General features: G+C 67.5%; 18 protein-coding genes and 2 pseudogenes. 8 read left to right on the top strand and 12 right to left on the bottom strand.

Going from position 1 to position 22946, the window contains the following annotated elements; all coding sequences use genetic code 11:
* Window positions 1–6 precede the first annotated feature (6 nt).
* The 3 genes from cas7i to ACWGH0_RS26185 form a co-directional block, all read right to left on the bottom strand.
* On the bottom strand, window positions 7–1038 hold the full coding sequence (gene cas7i, locus ACWGH0_RS26175; RefSeq protein WP_453406688.1) for a type I-B CRISPR-associated protein Cas7/Cst2/DevR: 1032 nt from the start codon (window positions 1036–1038) through the stop codon (window positions 7–9).
* Entirely contained in the window at window positions 1035–2426 is a 1392-nt protein-coding gene (locus ACWGH0_RS26180) for a hypothetical protein (RefSeq protein ID WP_453406689.1), read from the bottom strand. Before ACWGH0_RS26180 ends, cas7i begins: the two co-directional genes overlap by 4 nt.
* 62 nt (window positions 2427–2488) lie before the next feature.
* Window positions 2489–3235, bottom strand: a complete 747-nt coding sequence (locus tag ACWGH0_RS26185; protein ID WP_453406690.1) for a CRISPR-associated endoribonuclease Cas6 — start codon at window positions 3233–3235, stop codon at window positions 2489–2491.
* 444 nt (window positions 3236–3679) lie between these two features.
* Between ACWGH0_RS26185 and ACWGH0_RS26190 the strand changes: the two genes are divergently transcribed.
* Window positions 3680–5881, top strand: coding sequence for a hypothetical protein (locus ACWGH0_RS26190; protein ID WP_453406691.1), 2202 nt, complete (start codon window positions 3680–3682; stop codon window positions 5879–5881).
* A 480-nt stretch (window positions 5882–6361) separates the two neighbouring features.
* Here ACWGH0_RS26190 and ACWGH0_RS26195 read toward each other — a convergent pair whose 3' ends face one another.
* The gene (locus tag ACWGH0_RS26195) at window positions 6362–8362 is read right to left on the bottom strand and encodes a zinc-ribbon domain-containing protein (protein ID WP_453406692.1); all 2001 of its coding nucleotides are present in this window, start codon (window positions 8360–8362) and stop codon (window positions 6362–6364) included.
* A gap of 264 nt (window positions 8363–8626) precedes the next feature.
* Here ACWGH0_RS26195 and ACWGH0_RS26200 point away from each other — a divergent pair, with 264 nt between their 5' ends.
* Window positions 8627–8770, top strand: a complete 144-nt coding sequence (locus ACWGH0_RS26200; protein ID WP_453406693.1) for a hypothetical protein — start codon at window positions 8627–8629, stop codon at window positions 8768–8770.
* Window positions 8771–9032: 262 nt separating this feature from the next.
* Window positions 9033–9389, top strand: coding sequence for a hypothetical protein (locus ACWGH0_RS26205; protein WP_453406694.1), 357 nt, complete (start codon window positions 9033–9035; stop codon window positions 9387–9389).
* A 195-nt stretch (window positions 9390–9584) separates the two neighbouring features.
* Here ACWGH0_RS26205 and ACWGH0_RS26210 read toward each other — a convergent pair whose 3' ends face one another.
* Window positions 9585–9752, bottom strand: a complete 168-nt coding sequence (locus ACWGH0_RS26210; protein ID WP_453406695.1) for a hypothetical protein — start codon at window positions 9750–9752, stop codon at window positions 9585–9587.
* A gap of 561 nt (window positions 9753–10313) precedes the next feature.
* On the opposite strand from ACWGH0_RS26210, the gene tpg reads away from it, so the two are divergent.
* Window positions 10314–10916 (top strand): telomere-protecting terminal protein Tpg, encoded by a 603-nt coding sequence (gene tpg, locus ACWGH0_RS26215; protein WP_453406706.1) that lies wholly within the window; start codon window positions 10314–10316, stop codon window positions 10914–10916.
* Window positions 10917–11157: 241 nt separating this feature from the next.
* Here the strand turns inward: tpg and ACWGH0_RS26220 are convergent, their stop codons facing one another.
* Window positions 11158–11691, bottom strand: a complete 534-nt coding sequence (locus ACWGH0_RS26220) for an HIT family protein (RefSeq protein WP_453406696.1) — start codon at window positions 11689–11691, stop codon at window positions 11158–11160.
* 112 nt (window positions 11692–11803) lie between these two features.
* Window positions 11804–12281, bottom strand: a pseudogene (locus ACWGH0_RS26225) (DUF6082 family protein).
* A 553-nt stretch (window positions 12282–12834) separates the two neighbouring features.
* Here ACWGH0_RS26225 and ACWGH0_RS26230 point away from each other — a divergent pair.
* The 4 genes from ACWGH0_RS26230 to ACWGH0_RS26245 all read left to right on the top strand — a co-directional run bounded on the left by ACWGH0_RS26230 (window position 12835) and on the right by ACWGH0_RS26245 (window position 18032).
* Window positions 12835–14559: an FG-GAP-like repeat-containing protein gene (locus ACWGH0_RS26230; protein WP_453406697.1), complete on the top strand. Its 1725-nt coding sequence runs from the start codon at window positions 12835–12837 to the stop codon at window positions 14557–14559.
* Window positions 14560–14954: 395 nt separating this feature from the next.
* A complete protein-coding gene (locus ACWGH0_RS26235) occupies window positions 14955–15914 on the top strand; it encodes a trypsin-like serine peptidase (protein ID WP_453406698.1) in 960 nt (319 codons plus the stop codon).
* Entirely contained in the window at window positions 15911–16807 is an 897-nt protein-coding gene (locus tag ACWGH0_RS26240) for a hypothetical protein (RefSeq protein WP_453406699.1), read from the top strand. Before ACWGH0_RS26235 ends, ACWGH0_RS26240 begins: the two co-directional genes overlap by 4 nt.
* Before the next feature lie 190 nt (window positions 16808–16997).
* Window positions 16998–18032: a pentapeptide repeat-containing protein gene (locus ACWGH0_RS26245; protein ID WP_453406700.1), complete on the top strand. Its 1035-nt coding sequence runs from the start codon at window positions 16998–17000 to the stop codon at window positions 18030–18032.
* Between the two features lie 675 nt (window positions 18033–18707).
* Here the strand turns inward: ACWGH0_RS26245 and ACWGH0_RS26250 are convergent.
* From ACWGH0_RS26250 to ACWGH0_RS26270, 5 genes and pseudogenes are all read right to left on the bottom strand, one after another.
* Window positions 18708–20240, bottom strand: coding sequence for a hypothetical protein (locus tag ACWGH0_RS26250; protein ID WP_453406701.1), 1533 nt, complete (start codon window positions 20238–20240; stop codon window positions 18708–18710).
* A gap of 16 nt (window positions 20241–20256) precedes the next feature.
* Complete coding sequence (locus ACWGH0_RS26255) at window positions 20257–20721, bottom strand: hypothetical protein (protein ID WP_453406702.1); 465 nt, start codon at window positions 20719–20721, stop codon at window positions 20257–20259.
* Between the two features lie 238 nt (window positions 20722–20959).
* Entirely contained in the window at window positions 20960–21526 is a 567-nt protein-coding gene (locus ACWGH0_RS26260; RefSeq protein WP_453406703.1) for an endonuclease domain-containing protein, read from the bottom strand.
* 215 nt (window positions 21527–21741) lie between these two features.
* Window positions 21742–22032, bottom strand: a pseudogene (locus ACWGH0_RS26265) (DUF6233 domain-containing protein); the annotation flags it as partial.
* 94 nt (window positions 22033–22126) lie between these two features.
* Window positions 22127–22300: a hypothetical protein gene (locus ACWGH0_RS26270; protein WP_453406704.1), complete on the bottom strand. Its 174-nt coding sequence runs from the start codon at window positions 22298–22300 to the stop codon at window positions 22127–22129.
* Window positions 22301–22946: the final 646 nt, after the last annotated feature.

Below are 22946 nucleotides of genomic sequence, written 5' to 3' on the forward strand. Positions count from 1 at the left end.
CTGGGTTCATGCCTTGGCGTCCTCGAACCAGTCGTCATGCTGGCCGCCTTCGATCTCCTGGGCGAGGCCGTTGAGGATGGTGCGCGGGTGGTCGATGAACACGGTCCCGGCGGTGATCAGCTCGTCGAGGTCGCGGCGTACACGGTCGCGCTGGTCGCCGAGAAAGCCGGGCGCCCACCCGATCCTGACTGGGCCGTCGAGCTCATCCCGCCAGGCGGCGAGCTCCTCGCGGAGGGTGTCGGTGGCGAAAGCGGGCTTCCCGTCCTTGTTGGTCAGGATGCGAGTGAAGGGGTTGACGCCGCCCTTCATGGGGGCGAGGAGAACCAGGGCGGGCGTGCGGTCGCCGTAGTGAGAGGCGGGCTTGGCGCCGCCGCGCAGGACAGCGAGGGTGCGCAGGACGAGAGCAGCACGGCGGCGGCGTTCGGCAATGTCGAGGACGAGCGAGGTCGTGCCGCGGAAGGTGGCGGTGGTGGCGTCGTTCTCGGCGGCTTCCTCGGCGGCCTTGGCGTAGAGGGCGATGCGGATGCCCTGCCCGTCGGTCTCGAAGGTGCCGACGCGGGGAAGATCGAGGGCGATGTCGCCCGCGCACACGGCGGTGTAGAACTCGTGCTCGTGGATGACGGGGTTTTCCCCGGCGGTGAACCCGCGGCTCATGGTGCCGAAGTCGGAGGCGGGGCGCTGCGGGGTGACGCTGACGAATGTGCCGGTCGCGAGGACTGTGTCACGCTGGCAGGAGATGTCTGATCCCTTGATGGCGACCATGTAGCCGAACAGGTCGTCGTCGGCGTACAGGTCGGGGCGTCCCTTGGTATACGCCTGTTGTTTCTTCCCTGAGCCTTCGCGGATGACCGGGGAGACGGGCTCACCGGTGGGGAAGCTGTCACGGAGCCAGCGGCGTACGGCCTGGGGCGAGATGTACGGGTAGGTGTCGCGGCCTACCAGCATCTTCTTGACCATGCCGATGTTGTCCTGCCCGCGGCCGTTGTTGGGGGCCCCGGCGTTGATGTCGAGGGCGAGCTTTCCGGCGAGGTAGGTCACGGGGTGTCCCCTTCCAGGGCGGCGGTGTCGGCAGGGTCGATGTGGTCGGGGTCGAAGTCCTCGGCTGCGGCGGCCGCGTCCTTCGGCTGCCAGCCGCGGCGGTGGAGTTCGGCGAGAGTCGACGTCAGGAGGTACTGCCGGTAGAACCAGGCGTTACCGTCCTGCGTTGGGGAGAACAGCAGCTCGAACCCGGTCTCGGTGATCAGCGGCGCGCCGTTCTCGGGCCGGGTGAGAACCCACTCGACGGCGTGGCGCTGTAGCCAGTTGCGCAGGTCGGCGCCGCGGCCTGGGCGGAAGAGGGCATGGAAGCCGGTGAGCTTGCCCCCGGTGTCGTCGGGCTTGAACAGTGCGGCGACCCGGGCGGCGGTCGCGCGGATCTCGGCGAGATCCTTTTCTTCCATGTGCATCACCTCGTGCAGGTACGAGCCGATCAGTTCGGCTACGGGTGGGGACTCGGGCGCCGGCGCTCTCGTGGCCTCGGTGCGCCCGGTCAGGTAGGAGGTCAGGACGTCGGGGATGCTGTGGGGCCGGTGGAACAGGCGCCATGCGAGGTTGTCGGCACCGCTGCCCTTGTCGGTGCGGCAGGCGCGCAGCAGGCAGGCGAAGCCGGTACGCCGGGCGGGAAGGCGCACGGTCGTGCGCAGCCACTCGGCGAGTGGCTGATCGACGGCGTGGGTTTCGAGGGTCTGGCTCTGGTTGTTGTTGCTGAATACCAGCAGCTCGACACCTGCTGTGAGGCGGTGCTCGTATCCGCGGAGTGCGGCGAGGGCGGCGGCTTCGGGTTTTGGGCTGGTCGGCTTGGCGCCAGCCGTGATGAGGAGCTCGTTGCGGTGGACCTGCTTGCGGGTGGCATGGGCGGCGAGCCGCTCATCCCAGGTGTGCAGGGCGGTTGATGGTCCGCCGGTCAGGTGACATCCGTACGGCAGGGCATAGAAGGAGCAGACGCAGGGCCAGCACAGGGCCAGCCCCGAGTGCCCGCGCGGGGTGGCGTTTCGGTGCTCCACGGACATGGTCAGGACGATGTCCGTCTTCCCGTAGAACCCGACCGCCGGGGCGGGGCACAGAGCGCACGGCACGCCCGGCCAGGTGTCCGGGGCGGGGGCGGTTCGCCATTCCCGTACGGCCTGGGTGATCTCGTCGTTCGGCCGCTTCTTGTTGCTGGGGTGCAGCATCTTGCTGTTGGGCCACAGGCTGTGTCCGCACTTGAGGAGGAACCCGGCCTCGGCCTTGGTGTCCCGTACGAGGGCGGCGTGTACGGCGGCGTCGGTGAGCTTGTCCACGGCGCTGGTGAACGCGGTTCCGGTGACCTTGTCCGGGTGCGGGACTCCGGCGAACGAGGCGAGCGTGAACGCGCCGACTCGCTGCAGGGGGTGCGGGGTCAGCCTCAACGCACATTGCTCTGCGGGTAGATCGGGGCCGCCGGCACGTGTTGCGGTGAAGGGCTTGGTCGTCATGCGATCACCCATCCGAACCCGGCGCCGGTCTGCTGGCCGAGCCCCGCGGACCACAGTGCGGCGAGTGCGGCGGGGCTGCCGGTCAGCTCAATCTCGACCGGGGCGCCGGTCCGCTGGCCGGAGTGGCCTTGGCCGGTTACACGGAACGAGCGCTGTGGTCCAAACCAGGTGATGCCCGTCAGCGCGATGTCCGCCGGCTGACCGAAGGTCTCAGCACGCCGGTTGAGATTCCGTTCGAGCGCCACCGGGTACGCGGCATCAGTCGGCAACAAAGCTGGCAACGGGCTATGTCCGGCGCTGCCTTCCGGCCGCTGGTAATTGGCAAGGAACACTGGGGTCGCGGTGCGCAGCCGGGCCCGGCCGTCGGCGAAGGCGGGCGGCTGGTGAACGGTCACGCTCTGGACGTTGAAGGCGACCCCGCCCCAGTCCTGGACCTGGTGGGCGGGGCTGATGAAGTCGACGGCCAGAGCTTGAACCAGCTCGGGCACGGGGCTGCCGAACTCGACGAACCCGCGCCCGCCCGCCGCGTACTTCCCGCGGATACGGCGCGCCTGGGGAAACATGGGGGCGCTGTGCCCGAAGGGGGCCATCCCGTACGGGCCCCATCCGTTCTCGTGGATCTTCTCGGCCAGGGCCGGGGCGGACCGGCGCAGGGCGTCGTAGACGACGCCGCGGCCAGGTGCGAGGACATTGCCCCACGGAATGTCACGGGCCCGGGTGCTGATCTCCATGCGCAGGCGCACGTGCCCCCCCTTCGTGATGGAAAAGTGCAGGTCAGGGCAAGCCAACAAGTCCCGAAATAACGGATGTTGACCGGCCTCAGATCAACGTACAGTCCACCACTGACAACAGCCTGTGGCAGCAGAACACCCAAGCCCGTAGGCACGCGCGACCACGGGAAAGCCGAGATGATCACGGTTGTGGGTGATGGGCCAGGCGGCTGGCCCCGCCCCCGGGCATTACCGTGCCTTCAGGCACGGCCGAAATCTCCGCGAACCCGTACTTGTCGCTGCCGGGGCCGTGACCCTGCTCTACCTCCTGCTCGGCTCGGGCGGGAGCGGGGGGCCGACGGCCCGCTGAGATCGGCGAGCCATCCATCGCGCGAGGGGCCGAGCCGCCGAGGCGGCCCTGCCCCTCGCGTACTCCGTCCGAGCAGGGCTGTCAGTCCCCGTTGATATACGTACGCCATGACCGTCTTCAGTGACTCCAACCGCCGCAGCGAGGCCGCCAAGGCCAAGCACACTGCCGCCATACAGGCGGCCGGGTACGAGCCGCTGGAGCCCTACCCCGGCAGCGGGAAGCCGTGGCGCTGCCGACACCTCGCCTGCGGGAACATCGTCACCCCGAGACCCGCGTACATCAGTGACGGCAGGGTCGGGTGCACGGAGTGTGCCAAGGAAAGCCGCCGGGCCATCTTCCAGGAGCGCGCCGGCGGAGCCGATCGAGCTGAGGCCGACATGCGGTCGGTCGGTCTGGAGCCGCTGACGCCGTACCTCAACAGCCAGACACCGTGGCGCTACCGCTGCACCCGATGCGGGGAGGTCGGCGCACAGCGGCTGTCCTACGTCCGCCAACTGATCAAGGCTGATGCGACATCGGGCTGCGCCGCCTGCAACCGCAAGGCCCGCGGGGAGCAGCAGCGCAAGGCCAACGCCGCGCGGACCGAGGCCATGATGCGCGCGGTCGGGTACGAGCCCTTGGAACCCTATGACTCCGCTGCAGCGCCGTGGCGGTGCCGCCACGCGGCCTGCGGTGAAGAGGTCGAGGTGAGGGCCTCCAGCGTCCGGCAGGGCTATGACCCCTGCCCCGTCTGCCGGGCCGAGGGATACAAGCAGCGGGGCGCTGCCCGCCGCCTCGACGCCGAGGAAGCCGGCGCTCTCATGCGCGCGAACGGATTCGAACCGCTGGAGTCGTACCCCGGAACCTCGGTCGGTTGGCACTGCCGCTGCACCACGTGCGGGAAGGAGTCCAGGCCCCTGTACTCCGGTGTCAAGGGCCGGGGGTACGGATGCGGACACTGCGCGGGAAGCGCACCGCTGGACCCTGAGGCGTGCGCTGCTGAGATGCGCGCACACGGCTTCGAGCCGCTGGAGCCCTACCCCGGCAGCGACAAGCGGTGGCTGTGCCGCTGTCCCGATGGTCACCAGGTGCACCAGCGGCTGACCGGCGTCCGCAAGGGCAAGGGGTGCCGCATGTGCGCCACCTTCGGTATCGACCTGGCCGGGCCGGCGAAGCTCTACGTGATCACTCACCAGGAGTGGAACGCGGTCAAGGTCGGCATCGGCGCATGCACCGGCTACACATCGCGTCTCGTCCAGCACGAGCGCAAAGGGTGGGAGCTGCACCGGGCCTTCGACTTCACCACGGGCGCCGCCGCCTACGACATCGAGCAGGCCGTGTTGCGCCGCCTACGGGAGGCCGGACTCTGCCCCTTCGTCCCTCCGACCGTCATGCCGAACGGCTGGAGCGAAACGTGCTGCGCCGACCGCATCACCGCGGCCGAGGTGTGGGCCATGGTCGAAGAGGAAATCCGCCACGCACAAGACCCCTACGTGTCCCGGGACGGTGACCGGCCCCGCGCTGCCTGCCTGTTCGACCCCGAAGCCGCCGCAGTCGAGATGCGCGCCAGCGGATACGAGCCGCTCGTGCCCTACCCGGGCCGCACCAATGCGACCTGGCCTTCACGGTGCACCACCTGCGGGCACAAAGGCCGCCCCACCTTCAACGCCGTGCGCAATGGAGGCCAGCGTTGTCGGGTCTGCCGGACGCGAGAGACCCAGGCCAAGCGTGCCGCCGCGAACGCGCCCAAAGCTGGCGAAGTGATGCGCGCTGCCGGTCTCGAACCGCTGGATCCCTACCCCGGCAGCGGAAGGCCGTGGCGGTGCCGCTGCACCGGATGCGGTCGCGAGACCACCCCCACGTACTCCAACGTCAACAGCGGTTCAGGCGGCTGCCGGTTCTGCGCCTTCAACTCGGTGAACGACGAACAGGCCTCCGCCGAGATGCGCGCCGGCCGGTTCGAGCCGCTGGAGCCCTACCCGGGCCGTACTACGGACAGGTGGCGCTGTCGGTGCTCCTGCGGGAACGAGGTCATGATGCGACTGTCCTGCGTCCGGTCAGGAACGAGCGGCTGCAAAAAGTGCCCCCGGGGCGGTGGCAGAACCGACCCCGCGACGGCCGCCAACGAAGCGCGGGCGGCCGGATACGAGCCGCTGGAGCCCTACCCCGGGAAGACCACCGACCGGTGGCGCTGCTGTTGCGCATGCGGGGCGGAAGCCATGCTGACCCTGACCAGCATCAGACGAGGCCGTATCGCGTGCGGGAGGTGCTCCCCCCGTGCGGCTCGGCAAACGCCTTCTACCAGGCAAGCGGCCACTGGAACGACATAGCCGATTCGCCCCCGCGGGAAAGGATTACCTCCGAACCGGGTACGACCCCGACGGCGGCGACGGCGGTTGCGGCTCCCGGAGCGTTCGCTCGCGTTGGCCAGGGGCGCGCATCCGGCTGCCGTCGGCCAACCGGCGGGTGCCCGACAACGTCTTCGCCGGGCAGCCGGGCAACCCGCTCTCGCGGCCGAGGCCAACGCATGGTGCTGCTCGCGGAGACCTCACAACGATCCTGCAGGCAGCGCGCCATGCGGGCACAGACGCCACGCCATTGCCCGTTTCGGACGTCCGCACGCCCTTCGCCGACTGGCTCACCCGTCCGGCATCCTGAGGAGGCGAGCGGGTGCCCGATCCCATGCGCTATTGACGACGGACCCTACTCCGCATCGACATCTTCGAGGAAGAAGACTGTCGGCGCGAAGCAGACTTCAAGCGTAGCTACCGCAGCTGAAGCGACGGTTGGTTCGGGCTGTCCACCAAGCCCTACGCGTCCTCGTCCGGAGCCTTCGCGAGCTGGTCCAGTACAGAAGCCGCGTAGCCGAGCCAGGTGTGCTGGGGCAGACGTCCGCGTGCACCGAGTGAGATCTCCTCATCATCGGCCCATCCGCGTACGACGCCCTCGGGAATGAGGCTGTCGTCGCCGAGGAAACTCGCCATGCCGACAGCGTGGAGCTGGTACGAGGCCAGGACTCGAGCGTCCAACGGGCCGTTTGCCCTGACCTCGATTCCCGCCTTCCGCGCCCATTGGCGAGCCGCCTGGGTCAGCTCCCGATCTACCCGGCCTCGCGAGACCGCACGGGACGCATCTTGTCGGCATCCGCAGCTCTTGGTGTTCCCGCGAGTGACCTCGGCCTGCGGAAGCCCAGTGACGGCCGTCTTGCACCTGCACTGGTAGTCCCGCAGCGATCCGGCTCGCTTCTTCGGATTGGGGTACGGGGGGCTCACCGGTGTCAGCCAGCTGTCCGCATGTGGCTCGGTGACCTTCAGTTGCCGTGGTGCGGCGGCCGCTTTCGAGGCCTTGGGAAACTGGCGGGGGCGGTATGGCATCCCTAGCAGAGCCTTCTCCACATCGGCCGCCGCTGTCTCCGTGCCGTGCTCCAGATAGCTGGCGAGGCCGGGCAGGGGGTGCAGGGCGAGCTGGTGAACGCGCAGCAGGACTGCTGCGGCTACCTTCCACGCGCTCCAGCCTGAGCCGACAACGACATCGTGAGGTCCAACCGGGTCAAGGTCTTCGCGGACCCTGATCACCGTCTGGCCGGCGGCGGCAAGACGCTCGGTCTTCAGGCGGTCGTCGGCTGCGCGGTCGCGCCAGGACTCAGGGCCGTGGGTCTTCCAACCGTCGAACTCCACAACGAGTTGCAATGCCTCTTCCCACATGTCGACCCGCACGCCGCGGTACCGCTTGCCGGGCGCTGGGTCGAGTGGAATCGGCGCCTCGAGCTCCAAGGCGGGCAGGTGAGTGCGCAGCTCGTGGTAGAGCGCCAGCGCCTTGGCGGAGACGTTCTTGCTGCACTTCAGACAGCCGGACCGCAGCGCTTTCGCGGTGCGGCGGTTGGGCGGTGCCTGCCAGTCCTCATGCTCCCCTTGTGACGACGTACAGCGCCACGTCACCTCGATCTTGGACCCGACGGTGGTGTTGTGCGCATTCCTGCCCGCCGGGCCACGCACCCATTGCTCCGCGAGCTCTGGATACCACGCAGCCAGGCTGTTGGAGGCGTCGGCTTGGTCGGAATTGCAGACCGGGCAGCCGTTGATCCCAGCCGCCGGTTTCCCGTTCCCGCTCCGCTGGCCGGTGCGGCTCTTGGTTGGCTGCTTCCAAATATGGGTCGCCCAATACCATTCTCCGGTTCCAGGCCGAACGGCAGGAACCTGATGCCACCAGATCACCGGCCTGTTGTTGCCATAGCTGATCTCCTCTGGCGCTCCAGAGTCGGGGTGGAGCTCAGCGGCCAGCGCGGAAACGGCCGCCACAGATCGCTCGAGGGCGGGTCGCTCTCCCGGCCGCGGGGCCGCGCCGGAGCACTTCCAGCACATGCTGGGCCGGTCGGTGCGGCTGCGGTCCTTCGGCGGAGCCGTCCACGAGCCGTGTCCCGGTTCCACAGTGCAGCGCCATCTTCTGCCGGTCGCATCCCGCACGCCCACGCGCGCTGCATCCGCCGTGTCTGCCCACTGGTTCTTCAGCACCATGACGTCGGCTACAGACAGCTCACGCGGATCAGGGACAGCCTGCACGGCACTGAGGATGTTGTCCCGGAGTTCCCGGTTGACAGCGTTCTGCTTCTCGATCTTCGCGCGTACCTGTTCCAGCGAAGCGGCGACCTCAGCACGCCACTGCTGCGTGAGCTCCTGCCAGAACTTCTTCTGACGCTCGTACTGATCTGCGCGGCACAGACCGACGAGCGGCTCCGGAAGAACAAGCGCCCCCGTGCGTGGCGGCTCAACGGCTGAAGTAGCCCTGGGTTTCGGCGAGGAGTCGGCGGTCATGCGCCGATGATGGCGTACAGCACTGACACCCTCGCTCGATGCGACAGCAGCATCCGCCGAGGACTGGGCCCCTACGCAGCCGCCGTCGCCATCCGGAAGCGCCCGTGAGCCTTGCCTCATGGGCTTGGCTACCTGAGACACCCTTGCTCTGGAGAAGCTGACTGTTGATCCATCCACTGCCAAGCAGAGGAATGTAATCAGATCCGCGTAGCCCTGCGACACACCGAGACGTGCCAGTCCTTCGCCCGCATCGACCGCGACATCGTGATCATTCACGAACGCGTCGAGGAACTCGTCGAGATCGTCGCAGACCCCCTTGCCCTACCCATCCGTCAGACGCGTGAACAGCACGAACTCGAACGGCTCCGCGCGGGCATCGAAGAACACGAGCACGGAGCCCAGCAATGACCGACCTCCCACTCGACGACGAGCACAGGAAGCCCACGCCAGAAGCGCGGGTACGCCGTAACCGGGAGGTGCGGGGAACCTGCCCGGGCGGTCCTGCACAAGGAGAGGGAAGGGCGGTTCCGTTATCCGGTGGCGCACTGTGGTGCCCGCCGAGCCGCGCGCTGACCGTCGAAGTTCCGGCTCTGATGCTGGCGACGAGTGGTGCGGCCCCGTGCCTGACTCTCTCAGTAGGCGCGGGGCCCTAGCCTCCTTGGAGGACGAGATGCCCCATGTCCGCGTGAATGCCGCGAAGTTCATCGGCCGCGTGCTGCCCGAGCTGTACGAAACTGCCCTCGGCGGCCGCACCCCGGAGACGACCCATCACCTGCTGGCCGTGGTCTTCGCCGACGTCGTCTGCCCGCCGACCGGACACTCCATCGGCTGGCAAGACAGTTACGCAACGGCGTGGGCGCGGCCCCTGCCGCACAAGGCCGGCTTCCTGCTGGACTACAAGGGGCAGCCCCGCCCGCTTCCCGCTCACCTGACGGGAGCAGCGGCCCGGCGCTACCGCGTTGCAGTTCGGATCGCGGTGCGCATCCGGCAGGCGGCTCGTTCGATGCCGCTGGGCAACCAAGGCTGAGCGGTCATGCCGCGCGTGAACCTTTTCAGGCTGTTGGCGATGACTCCCCTGCCGACAGCCGGAGAGGCTGCGCCTGGGCGGCGGTCCTTTCGAGGCCTCCGAGTCGTGGGAGGAGACGCCGTGATCGGCCTCCTGTAGCTGCACGTGCGTAGGGCCCGGCCGGCCAGCCGGGCCCTACCTGTTACCGCTGTGTCCTCACAGACCGAGGACCCACTTCACAACGAGCGTGAGCCCGATGCCGCCGCCGGTGTACGCGGCGCCCAGCGCAGCCCGCCACAGCAGCATCTTGCCCCGCCGCCGGGAACCTCCGCTGCGACCAGCCGGAGTCTTCAAGCCGTCCGCGCGTTCTGTAGTATCGGTCATGTCTTCTTCCCTTACGTGAGGAACGACGCCTTACAGAAAGCCACCGCCCGACCTTGCAGGTACCAGCCAATGAGGCCCGGCGGTGGCTTTCCATGTGCCAGCATACCTGCCTTTCCAAGGTAGTTGGCAACACCGGCCATGGACCCACCCAACCACCCACCCACCACACCTTCGAATCGAAGGCATTTCGAGGGTTGCGGCCTTGCTGGTCGAGTCAAGACGAAGGCGTCATCCCGTCACCGGGAGGGTGATCACCGGGCGAGGCGATGAACATGAGGCCGCATCCCGGCTGCACCAACGATGTAGAGGCATCGCCCGAATCTCACCTTCGATCAGAACCATCTAATCCATGGTCAAGAGACTCGGCACTTCGGATCACTGCGAGACGGCCCCTGACCTGCAAGAAGGGACCGCAAACGCCGAAGGGCCCTGCCGGCGGTTGTGCCCTTCTCGTGGCTCCGACGTCGGTCGCACCGTCCCGAGTGATGGTGGCGCACCGTCAGCGGGCGTGATCTACCGGCGGGTCGGGCCCGAGGGCCGTGCCACCCACCGGCGGGACACATCAACGACGCCCTCGCCCGCGCCGAACACGCCACCGCGACCCGACCGCTACCCGCCATCACCTACGGCCAGATGCAGCACCTGCTGAAGCGAGCTGAGATAGCCGACCGGCGTGCCCGGCGCGGCACCGCCCTCAAGTCCGCCAGCAGGACCGAGCTCGCGCGCCGGGTCGGAGCGCAGATCGGCGTCTCCGGGCGCACCGTGGAGCGCTACCGCGACAACAAGATCAAGACCGCGACCGGTGTACACGGCCGGCGTCTGAAGGCCGTGGTGGAGAAGACGTGGCAGCCCAAGGTCAAGGACGCCGCCCGGGCCAGGGCCGCCACCCAGAGCGGCATCACCGTCGAGACCCGCGCCCGGTTCGGCTTCACCGCCGCCCCTGGAAGCACCGACGACGGCCGGATCCGCCTCGTCACCCACCACCTGCCCCCCACCTACGCCGACCGCCTCTTCCAGGCCCGCCAGACCGGCGCCACGGAAGAGGACCTGAAGAACATCGTCGCGCTGGGACTGCAGGAGCAGTACTTCAAGGACAACGGCCGCCGGGCCCATGGACTTACCGTCGAGTTCATCGACATCGACTACCTCGACCTCGACTACTGAGACCCGCCGCAGCCTTACGCCGTGGTGTGACGGCGCGCTAGTACTGCAGCCGGATCGGTGTACGCCCTGGTCAACGGTTTGAGCGCGGTGATTGCAGCGGGATGATGCCGGGCGAGGGGCGGGTTGCCCGGCCTGACCGAACGAATGCTGCGGCTACTGGCGGCAGTTTGAACGTCGGCGCCGACGCCGAGCGCAGCCTCACAAATGACCCCGGCGGCGAGGTACGGGCCCCTTGGGGTGATCACAGAGTGCCGGGCGCCTGCGGCATGGAAAGGACTCCCCCAGCAGCAACGGCCGCGCGCAGACGTGCGGCCATGGCGGCGGCGTCCTGCGGTGGCACAGGCAGGACCCCGTTCTCAGTCATAAGAGCATGGAACTGCTGCTGCTTGTAGGGGACACCTGCCGGCAGCGCAGCGATGTGCCAGTGCAGGTGCGCGTTGCCCTGCTGACTGCCGAGGGAGTACAGGTACGTGCGCTCGGATCCGCAGACGCTCTCGACGGCCAAGGCGACCTCGCGGACGACCTGCATAAGACGAAGGTAGGCCAATTCGTCCAGGTCACGGACAACGTGCTCGATGTGCGCCTTAGGGGCGACGAGCACCTTCCCCCGCACGGTGGGCCACCGGTCGAGGAACGCCACATGATCCTGGTCCTCATAGACCTTCTCGTGCGGGTAGTCCGGATGTCCGGCCAGGAACGAGCAGACGAAGCACGGTCCGCTTCGTGTGCGGGCCGTGTACGCCTCAAGGTCCATAGCCTGCCGGTCAGTCGACACCTGAGCTCCTCTCATCGGGGGTACTTCAGTGGGCCACAGCCACCGACTGACAAGCCCTGTTGGCGGCGTCGGCAAGGTCTCCGAGCAGAAGTCACGACCTACGGACCGAGCACTAAGCTCTGTCCGGCCGACCTTGAAAAGGCACGACAGCAAGCGCCGGCCCAGCAGCTACGGCAGCCTCGTAGCGCTCGTCCACCAGACGAAGGAGCACGCGGTCGCGGCGATCACCAGCCTCCATGGTGCGGCGCCAACCAGGACCTTCGCGTTCCCACTGTTCGCGTGCGATCTCGCCGCGGAAGTGCCCGTCGAGTTTCACAGCGAGCTTTTGCAAGGGCAGGTGGCCGATGCGGAAGCAGCAACTCGCCGAGAGCCAATGACGTGATCAGATGCTGCTGGTGCCGCTTGAAGGTAACCGGTGCAGCAGGCGGTGACCACGCCTGGAGTAGATCGGGGTCGCTCAGTGCGAGCGTCGCGAGTTGGAGATGGCTGTCCCTGATGGCCTGCTCACTGCTCGTACGGGCCTGACGTACCTGGTAGAGGAGCGAGAGGGCAACGCCGGCCAGAGCAATGGCCGAGAGCACGACAGACACGGCCCCGTATGCCGGGCTGATGTCACTGAGCTTCCCCTAATCCGTGTTGGCAGGAGCCAAGGCGGCCAACACGAACGGTGTGGAAGTGATCAGTCCCAGCAGCCCGAGTCCGAGAAGACCGTACGCGACGGCCAACCGCACCCTCCACGTGCGTTGCCTCATGCCCCTCACGGCTGTCATACGCCCCCCAAGAAGTCCTGTGCCGGTTGGTTGACCAGGATGGAGCTGGGGTTAGCACCCGACAAGGGGGCGTTGAATCGGGTCGTTCACCAGCGAACGCCCCCCCACCTCGCGTGCCAGGACGCCTCGGCGCCCGGCCAACAACCCAGCAGGGGGCAGCCGCTTGAGCCAGAGAAAGGCTCCTCCCCCGCGGGTACGACGGGGAGGAGCCCTTCTGCGCTATCGCCCGGGAACAGGGGCGCCGCCCAGCGGGCTGTCGGGGTCGGGGCCGGCCGCCGCCCTGCGAAACCTCAAGGCCTTCGTGGACGAGGGTTCGGGCTTCGCTCATGCACGCCTCGAGTGCTCCGCTGCGTGCCAGGAGATCGGATGCTTCGTGTGCTCCGGCGTCGGAATGCTGGCGCAGCGCGTCCCGCAGCCGTTGGCGGTCGGCCGGCTGGAGGAGGCCGACGGCGTGGGCGACGGGGTAGGTGACCTCGCCGTTGAGGAGGTCCTCGGCGGGAGGCCGGGTGGTGACGCCCTGCCGGTGCTCCTCGGCGGTGACCAGCCCGTAGAGGTCGGCTACATCGTCGCTTTCCCGTACAACCCTTCCGGCTCATCAGAGGTCATCTATGAGCTCATACGTATGTCCTGGAAGGAACCCATGTCCCGGCCCCATCACAAGCGCTCCCGCCGCCCCGTCGTCCTAGGCGCCGCCGCCGTCGCGGCCGCCTTGGCCGGTGGTCTGCTCATCACCCTGCCCGGCGGCGCGAGCGCCGCCGCGTCGGGCCTCGCAGACGACTTCAACGGTGACGGCTACCGCGATCTGGCGAGCGGCGCCCCAGGTGCTGTCGCGGGCGGGAAGGCGAAGACGGGCGCCGTGGTCGTCAACTACGGCTCGTCGAGCGGTATCAGCGCCGCACGCCACAAAACCACATCGCAGAGTTCCTCCGGCGTGCCGGGCGCCTCGGAGACCTCCGACCGCTTCGGCACCGAACTCGCGCACGGCGATCTCAACAACGACGGCTACGGCGATCTCGTCGTGGGCACACCGCTGGAGGACGTCAGCGGTGATGTCGACGGCGGTTCGATCACGATCCTGTGGGGCAGCTCATCGGGCCTGTCAGGCGGCACGACGATCAGCGACCCGAACGCGTCGGGCCATGACCGGTTCGGCCAGTCCCTCACGGTCGGCGACTTCACCGGTGACGGGAAAGCCGATCTGGCGGTCGGTTCCACCGGCAAGGACGTGTGGATCTTCAAGGGAGGCTTCACCAAGTCCGGCGGCGCGGCCGGGAAACTGCGCTTCGACGCACAGATCGAGGCCGGCGCGTACCCCATGGGAGCCGTCCAGCTGGCCGCCGGGGACTTCGACAACGACAAGGTGGACGACGTGGTGGTGGGGTCCTCCGCGGGCAACTTCGTCTACCTGGGTGCCTCGAGCGGGCCCACGCTGCAGACCGAGGTGGGCACGGGGTACGCGGGCGCGCTCAGCGTGGCCGACTTCGACCGCGACGGGCACGACGACCTGGTCGTCGGCTCCGACTTCGTCTCCGTCACGGACCAGACGGCGAAGGGCGGCTACGTCACCGTGTTCTACGGCGGTGCGGCGGGCGTCGACACCGCTCGCAACGCCGTCTTCAGCCAGGACACTGCGGGTGTGCCGGGAGCGGACGAGCACGACGACTCGTTCGGCGGCGCACTCGCCGTGGGCGACGTCAACGGTGACCGCTACCCGGACCTCGCCATCGGCGCGAACTTCGAGACCATCGGCTCCGCGAACCACGCCGGCAATGTCTGGGTGCTGCGCGGCGGCGCCTCCGGCCTGACGGGGACCGGCGCCCAGTCCTTCCACCAGGGCACCTCCGGCATCCCGGGCGCCAACGAGTCGTCGGACCTGTTCACCGGCGCCGTCCACCTCGCCGACCACAACAAGGACGGCCGCGCCGATCTGTCGGTGGGCGCGGGCGGCGAAAACAGCGACGACGGTGCTGTGTGGGTCCTGCGCGGCTCCACCGGAGGCATCACGGCCACCGGCGCGGTGAGCTTCGGCGCGTCATCCGTCGGCATCGGGAACTCAGGGGAGGACCCCATATTCGGGCGCGCCATGTCGGGCTCCTGAACACGCAGGTAAACAGCCGGAAAGGGGCGGCACCGGACGATTCCGGCGCCGCCCCTTCCGGCTGTGCTGACTCACGATCGGCGACGCCGCCTTACCCCCGCACGCAGGCCGCACAGACGGCGCTCAGACATGAGAAAAGAGGAAGCTTCCCCGGGGCAGGAAGACCAGGGAAGTGACGGACCAGCGGCATGCCACTGACGCAACCACCAGGGTTCCTGCCTCAGGTCCGGCAACGGGCGGCGCCGTGCGGCATACGACTGGGAGGTTCCGCCTCACCACGGACTCCACCACCTTTCGCATCTGTACGCCGAGCATCACCCGTTTGCCCGCGCGCGCCTCCGTGGGTGAGGGCGTCCCTGATGCAACCTGGGCCTATTCCTGCCCTGAGGGGAGACATGCCCGACGAGACCGACGGTGCCGCGGCGCGGTGGGCGGCCGACGCCGACCAGATCTCCAAGTCCTACGCAGCCATCGCCGCCAACGACCCCACTCTCGCCAACGACAAGAGCACCGTCGAGATCAGGCGCAAACGTCTCAAGGCGTACGACCCCCGCAACGAGGCGCGCATCGGTGCGGACGACTCTCTGTGGGTCACATTCCTCAGCCGCGGCCTCGTCGTCTCCCGGGCGGTCGGGCGTGTGGTGCACAAGGAGCCGGGTCAGCCGGCTGTCGCATACGGGTCCGGAGTGCTGGTCTCGCCCCGCCTGTTCATGACGAACAACCATGTCACGCCCAACGAGTTCCCCCCGTCGCAAGGCGCAGCGGAGTTCGACTACGAGCACAGCGACGACGGCACGGACAAGCCGTTCACAAGCGTCCCGTTCGACCGCCGGACGTTCTGGTTCACCGACGAGGAAATGGACTTTTCCCTTGTCGCCCTCAAGGACCTCGACGGTGCACCGCCCGGCGAAAGGCAGGGCTGGGTACGCCTGATCGGCCAACAGGGCAAATGCCTCAACGGCGAAGCGGTCAACGTCATCCACCACCCCGACGGCGAGCGCAAGCGCGTGAGCATCCGCGAGAACCGGGTGGTGTCAAAGGACGTCCAGTGGCTGCGCTACACGAGCGACACCCGCGACGGCTCGTCGGGATCACCGGTTTTCAACGACCAATGGGAAATGGTCGCCCTGCACTGTCGAGGCTTCGCGGCCATGAAGGGTGACAGATTCCTCACCCGTACCGGCGAGATCTGGACGCGCGACATGGGCGAGGAAGCCATCCACTATCTGGCCAACGAGGGTTTGAGAGTCAGCCGCATCGTCAAGCGCCTCAAGGAGGCGAGGGCCGATCTCGACCCCGGCATGCGCGCCCTCGTCGACGAGGCGCTCAAGAAGGATGACGGAGGCAACTCATGACGCCGACCTTGCTGTTCGTGCACGGCCGCCGCCAGCACGACAAGGACCCCGACAAGCTGCAACTCACATGGTCGGCCGGGCTGGCCGCGGGCCTCGTCCTGGCCCAGCGCCCGCCCGTCGACCACGTGCCGGTCGCATTCCCCTACTACGGTGATCTCTTGAAGCAGCTCGAAGACGAACTGGCCGTGAGTGACACGGACATCGACTTCGAAAGCCTGCGCCGCGACCGGATCGACGGCGCCGACCCGTTCCACCCGGAACTCGGTACCAAGGTCGGCCGAGTCGAGCGCGAGCTCTTGCAGGACCTGGCATCTGCGAAGAGCGACGAAGGTGCCACCCTCGTGCAGCGGGAAACGCAAGGCGAAGGCTTGCAGGACCTGCTCTCGTGGCGCGGTGCCCGCCGGGTCCTGCGCTGGCTCGCCGACAACACCGAGGTCGACGCGGGGATCATCGAACTGTTCCTGCGCGACGTCGCCGTCTACCTGACACATGGCCGCGCCGAGGTATTGAAAGAGGTACGGACGTTCGTCCCGGCGACAGGACCGGTGGTCCTCGTATCGCACAGCCTCGGCTCGGTCGTCGCGCGAGACCTCCTCGCCGACGAGGGCCTTCGTGCCCGTACGAAGCTGTGGATCACCGCAGGCTCGCCTCTGGGCCTGGACGCCGTCGTCAACAACCTCCCGGCCGACGAGCAGAAGCATCCGGGCATCCCCTGGCTCGACACCTTCGACGTCAACGACATCGTCGCCACCGGCCATCCCCTGACACGCTGCTGGGGACAGCCGCTCAAGGAGATCGAGGTCGACAACAAGGAAGAGCCCCATGCCATCGAGCGCTACCTGGCCCACCCCGAGGTAGCCGCTGGCATTGCCGACGCGCTGGGGCTGACCTGACTCCCGGCAACTCCCGCCCGCCACGAGCCTCGGTACCGAAACAAAGAGATCGCGGGGAGGGCCAGCGGCCCGCTGCCCGTCATCAGGCTGAGTGCCCTTCGGGCATCGAGGGGCCCAGGCGGGCGTTCCGGTTCCGCCAAGCGGCGGGCATAGCGCTCTCTCAGGCCAGAGCGACGAGCATGATCAAGCCATGAAAAATGTGCGCTGGTGGGAACGCAAAGCTCCAGGCCCACGAGGCCTCCACGCGCCCAAGTTGTGGCGCGTCCGGTTCGTGGTCCCGGTCACCCTCGTGCTGGCCCTGCTTTCGGGTGCCGGGATCTTTCTGATCTACGACGTTCTGGCACCGGACCAGGTCACCCCGAAACCCGTCGCAGTCCACGAGCTGATCCGCACCACCCTCGCGACCCTCACCCTTGTCGGCGCCGTTCTGGCAGGGATCTACGCGTACCGTAAACAGCGCATCTCCGAGGGCGACGCCCACAGGGCAGACGCTGACCAGCTCGCCGGGCGCTACACCACCGCCGCCGAACAGCTTGGCCATGAGCAGGCCGCGGTGCGTCTCGCCGGCGTCTATGCCCTCGCCCGCCTCGCCGACGACTGGGAAGATCAGAGGAAAGTCTGTATCGACGTCCTGTGCGCCTACCTGCGAATGCCCTACCAGCCCGCCCCCCGGGCACAAGGGCACAAGGCAGGCGAGCGGGAGGTCCGCTGGACGATCATCAGCGTTATCCGCGATCACCTGCGGTCGGGCGAACACATCTCGTGGAGCGACCACAACTTCGACTTCACAGGCGCGACCTTCGACGGCGGCGACTTCTCTGATAGCGACTTCCGGAACATGGCCAGCTTCCGCCGAGCGACGTTCAGCGGCAAGGTCGACTTCCGCAGAGCAACATTCAGCGGCAGCACGGCCGACATCAGCTCGGACGAGATCCGCTCGATCGACTTCCGCCGAGCGATGTTCAGCGGCGGAAAGGTCAACTTCGAGGATGCGAAGTTCAGTGGCACCGGCACGGCCGACTTCCGCGGTACCACATTCAGCGGCATCACGGTCAGCTTCAAGAAGGCGTGCAGCGAAGGCACCGTCAACTTTGAGGATGCGACGTTCAGCAGGAGCCGGCTCAACTTTGAGGATGCGACGTTCAAGGACTACAACTTCAACGATGCGACGTTCAGCCGCAACGTGATCAATTGGGGCCCACTTACCCGGCCGCCGGGGGCCTAGTGTCCTGAGTCAGAGGTTTGTCGTTGGTCTGGAGTGAGTCGTCCTGGACCAAAGATTCCGCCGGCTGTTCTGACTGATGCCGAGCGGGACATGTTGCTGTCGTGGGTGCGTCGTCGTTCGACTGCCCAGTCGTTGGTGTTACATTCGCGGATCGTGTTGGAGTGCCCGGACAGGCGCCGGATCGCCTCGACAGCCAGCGCCGGGACCAGCCCGAAACCCCCTCCACGCCTTGAGGACGGCCAGCTCTGGCCAGCGACGCGGAAGGCCACGCACTCGCCTGGCCAACGCTGCTCAGGCACGACCCGCCAGCCCGCTGGCCAGCACAGACCGATCCACCCGAACCACACAGCTATAAGGGAATCCGATATTGATCACTACATTCCGAGACAATCACTGAACCTGCAGTTCAAAGCCTTGCAGGCTTCCGAACCTCAACGGAAACCCCCAGCTCAGACACACACCACACCACAGCAAAGAATCCTGAAACGATCACTAGATCCCCAGGCCCGGCGCATCACCCACGTAGTGATCAGTAACGGATTCATCACAGATATGCGCCTCCACTGGGGCGCATATCTGCTCCAGCGGCTCGGCTGCTGGGCGAGAGCGGCCGAGCCTGGTAGCCGCCACCTCCCTTGCCGTCGACGAAGCGGCTGTGGTCGGGCGAATGGCTGATCAGTCTTTTCTGATTAGGCCCGTGTAGCCAGCGACGGCGAGGGTGGATAGGGCCCAGCCCAGACCGGTCGCGGTCCAGGTGCCGGCGATCCAGGCCCAGCCCCAAGGAGCGTTGCCGTTGACGCGCCAGTTCTCGGCCTGGCGGACGTTGATCAGGGGGATGACCACGTCGACGGCGTAACCGGCCGGGTAGAAGCACGGGTAGTTCTTTGTGCAGTGCTGTGCTGTAGGGGCGGGGCGGATGTTCTTGGTGTCCTTGGCCGGAACAATCGCAGCGTCGTGGTGCTGGGCGCCCCAGCCGGCGAGCAGGACGAAAAGGAAGACGACGGCCAGCATGACGACGGCGCGCAGCGGCTGGTACCCGTGCTTGATCGTCTTGTCGAACAGCCAGTTGCTCAGCTTCCGCCATTTGCCGAGGTCGCCGTAGGTGCGCAGGTCGTTGCGACGGGCGATGGCGATAGTGCGGGCTTCCTTCTCCTGCCCACTCTGCCGATAGACGCGCGCCAACTGCTCGTACGGCTGGAAGGCGAAGGTGCCTGGTTTCCCGGGCGAGGCGATGGTGTGGCTGCGGCGGATCCAGTCTAGGCGTCGCTTCGACGTGGCCAAGTTGTCGTCGCCAAACCCGTCATAGGTGAACCCCACCAACCGCAGCTTCCCTTTCGCTGGCCAGTGAGCGAACGGCAGGCTCCAGTCGTCCACCAGCCGGTGCACCGACGCCCGTTCCAGGTCGACGAGACCCTTCACCGGCTGGTTCGGCCGCCACCGCAGCTCTTGCCCAACACGCATTCCTGCCGCCAGCAACGCTGGCTTACCAGACAGCTCGGCATCACCAATAAGCAAAGACCCGCCGATGTGCGCCGCGTTGAGATCGACCGTGCCGGCTGCATTGAAGCCCTTGTTGAGGGCCACTCGGTCGCCAGCCTTCAGCCCGTGGGCAAACAGGGCATTGCCATCGCTGTTAATGCCGGTGAGATTCGCCCCACTGAGGGACAGCTGGCCGGTGATCTCAGCGCCCGGCAGCCGCACCGCCCCAGCCGCAGTGAACTGGTCGTCGAGGAGCACTTCCCCGGCCTTTAGCCCGTCGGCCGCCACGGCGTCACCGTCGCTATCTGCGCCGGTAAGTTCCGCCCCCCGGAGGGACAGCTGGCCGGTGATCTCAGCGCTCATCAGCCGCACCGCCCCGTCCGCGGAGAAACCGCCGACCACTCCACTGGCCTTCAGCCCGTCCGCCACCACCGCATTGCCGCCCGTGTGGGCGCCGGTGAGCTTCGCCCCACTGAGGGACAGCTGCCCGGTAATCTCAGCGCTCACCAATCGCACCGCTCCGGCCGCGGAGAAATCGCCGCCCAGGAACACTCCACTGGCCTTCAGCCCGTCGGCCACCACCGCATTGCCGTCGCTATCTGCGCCGGTAAGTTCCGCCCCCCGGAGGGACAGCTGGCCGGTGATCTCAGCGCTCATCAGCCGCACCGCCCCGGCCGCAGAGAAATCGCCGTCGAGGAACACTCCACTGGCCTTCAGCCCGTCGGCCACCACCGCATTGCCGTCGCTATCTGCGCCGGTAAACTCCGCCCCCCCGGAGGGACAGCTGGCCGGTGATCACCGCACCCGGCAGCCGCACCGCGCCACCCTCGAAGAGCGAACCATTGAGGTCGAGGTCCTTGGTGACGACAAGTGCGTCGCCTGCGAGGCTGGCCAGTGAGCAACGAAGCAACGCGACGTAGGAGGCGGTGGCGTAGTCGAGAGTGACGGGTTCGGGGCTGTCGAAGAAGCAGTCCTCGCACACGAGCGGGCAACGCAGGGTGGCGGATTCAAGGTCTAGGTGACCGCTGATCTTGACGGCACGTAGCCGTACCCCTCTGGCGTGCACGGCCCACTGAGGCTCGACTAACAGGTGCCGCAGCACATCTGCCCGGATAGTCCGCTCGGCGCCCCAGGCCGGCATGGTCGACCTGTCCACTTCAGCCCCGCCGGACGGGTCCAGGCGCTCCTCAGCCGCCACATGGTCGAGCATTTCCCGCTCTGGCGGCTGCAGACACCCCACAGGCCAGGCATGAGAGCCCGAGTCCTGCAATGAGACGGTGCTGGTTGACGACCTTCTATCTCTCATCAGCAGGCTCCCCGGCCAGCTCAGCCCCTGATTTCAGCGTACGAACCGAGCGCACACCCTGCATCCGGAGACTGCTTACGCCCTTACACGGGCCAACCCCCAGACACTTCCCCACAGCCCGGGAGCCTCAGTGGCGGAACGCTCACGACCACCCCACATACCCGTGCTTGACCACCTGCGCATCGTGTATGTAGGCCCAGGATGTCGGCAGGTAGGCATCGTCTCGGCCGCGGATGACACGGGCTTCTGGGTGGCGCGCCGGCGGGTTGACTAGGTAGGCGTCGATATCCGGGATCGCAAAGCCGGCGCCGCGACGACGCTTGCGCTCATACGGCGCCAGCTCGTTCAGGTTGCACGGGCGGCAGAGGATCCCGCGAACGCAGCAGCGGTTGCTGGAGCCCTTCATGCCGCAGCAGTGATGGTCATGATCGATCTGCCAGGGACGTGCTTCGACGTGAGGGATACCGCCATCGCAGGGCTCCGCATTGTCCCCGCAGAGGGCGCACCGAAAGTTCTGCGCGCGCCAGATGGCGTTGTACTGGGGGATGGTGAGCCCGTACTTCTCGATGCCCCGGCGCATCCGGTAGCACCCTTGGCACTCACGGCCCCGAATCAGGCGGGCCACCCATGCCCCACAGTCGCAGAATTCACCCTCCCCCTCGAGTCCGATCCGCGTCGCCAACTGCTCGATCTCTTCCGGGGAAATCATGCCGGGATCCTAGAGCTCGCCACTGACAGCTCCCACCATCGTCGACGTTCTGCGTCAGACACGGTACTGACGGCTGCGCCACCACCGTCGGCGCCGGGTGGAAAGGTCCTGAGGTCCGCTGAGCGCGGCCAACGGCACGGGCGGCTATGGCTCCGACAAACGTCTAGTGGCTCGCCGGAGCAAGCATGCGGCCACCGCGGCGCCGGTCGTCGACTTCATGGCGGCGCTGCGCCAGTCCATGGATCGGCCCGCGTGTCCTGCGGCGAGAGCCAAGGCCAGAACCCGACTGTCCAAGTGCGCGGCGAAGAAGACCGCCGCAAAGACGGCCAAGAGCCCGGCGAAATGGACCGCTGGCCGCAAGCCGCGGTCGGCGTAACGCAGCCGAGGTAGCCGAGGCCCCGGTCCGGCTTGCATACCGGGCACGGCGTAATGCCGTCGGCGAGCGCGCGCAGTGTCTGCGTGCAATCGATGGCGCGACGGCGTCCGCCGGCGAGACCGCAGCACCCGCCATGGGCGGCTGGCCCTGGTCAATACCGAGCTGGACCACCCAGTCCGGCAGCGGAGGAGGAGGCCGAGAGCAGCGACTCGGCCCCGCGCCGTTCACCGGGTGGCGATGATGGCGACTACGCCGACGAGCGCAGCGCCGAACGTGCCGGCGACCATCAGCGGCGTGGCGAACCGCGGGTGCCGGTAGGCCACGTAGACCAGGCCGCTGAGGCAGAGCAGGACGACGAGGACCAGAAGCAGCAGGACAAGCAGGGCGAGCGTGGACACGGGGTCCCCCGTTTCGGGTTGGGTGTGCCGGGTCGGCACACAGGCGGGCGGATCTTGGGTGGTGCACACCCCTTGCGTCTCGGGGTAGGCCGCGCACAGCAATGACGGCGGCTGCCGCAGTGCTGATCCGGACTGTGGAGGGCACGGGGGTAAGCCCCGCAACCGCCGATCACTCTCGACAGCAAAAAGGCCCCATTCAATGCCCTGACCTGCACATTTGTGAGCAAGGAAGCATTGAATGGGGCGCGTAACACGGGCATGGGCAAGCCCTGCAACTCATCAGCGCCAGATGCTGTCCGTGTAGTTATGTAGGGGTAGGCACGTGATGTGACTGTGACTCACATCACGTGGGAGGCTCAGTCGTTCGTCCCTGGTGGCAAGCCCCCGGCGTGGGGCTTGCCACCAGGGCGGGCGGCGGGCTTGCCCGGGAACAGCGAAGGTTCGCCCAGCGCCGGGTTCGGGTGCCGGGCAGGCCCGGCCGGGGAGGCGCTTTACAGGGCGCTTCGCAGGGTGCCTAACAAGGCGCCTTAGAGGCAATACCGGTGACTTTGAGTCGTGTTGGTCGTTGGTTGTGGTGTGCCAAGGCCTGGACAGGTGAAGTCGTCGGGTGAGCGGTTGTCGGACCGGATCGCTCTGGGTGTGTTGA

The sequence above is a fragment of the Streptomyces sp. NPDC054887 genome, assembly GCF_053610585.1.

Bases quoted from the DNA above. Each gene is read 5' to 3' on its own strand.
- ACWGH0_RS26195 (WP_453406692.1), bottom strand. From the start codon at position 8,362: ATGACCGCCGACTCCTCGCCGAAACCCAGGGCTACTTCAGCCGTTGAG.
- ACWGH0_RS26255 (WP_453406702.1), bottom strand. From the start codon at position 20,721: ATGCTCGACCATGTGGCGGCTGAGGAGCGCCTGGACCCGTCCGGCGGG.
- ACWGH0_RS26205 (WP_453406694.1), top strand. From the start codon at position 9,033: ATGCCCCATGTCCGCGTGAATGCCGCGAAGTTCATCGGCCGCGTGCTG.
- ACWGH0_RS26210 (WP_453406695.1), bottom strand. From the start codon at position 9,752: ATGACCGATACTACAGAACGCGCGGACGGCTTGAAGACTCCGGCTGGT.
- ACWGH0_RS26240 (WP_453406699.1), top strand. From the start codon at position 15,911: ATGACGCCGACCTTGCTGTTCGTGCACGGCCGCCGCCAGCACGACAAG.
- ACWGH0_RS26190 (WP_453406691.1), top strand. From the start codon at position 3,680: ATGACCGTCTTCAGTGACTCCAACCGCCGCAGCGAGGCCGCCAAGGCC.
- ACWGH0_RS26260 (WP_453406703.1), bottom strand. From the start codon at position 21,526: ATGATTTCCCCGGAAGAGATCGAGCAGTTGGCGACGCGGATCGGACTC.
- ACWGH0_RS26235 (WP_453406698.1), top strand. From the start codon at position 14,955: ATGCCCGACGAGACCGACGGTGCCGCGGCGCGGTGGGCGGCCGACGCC.
- ACWGH0_RS26245 (WP_453406700.1), top strand. From the start codon at position 16,998: ATGAAAAATGTGCGCTGGTGGGAACGCAAAGCTCCAGGCCCACGAGGC.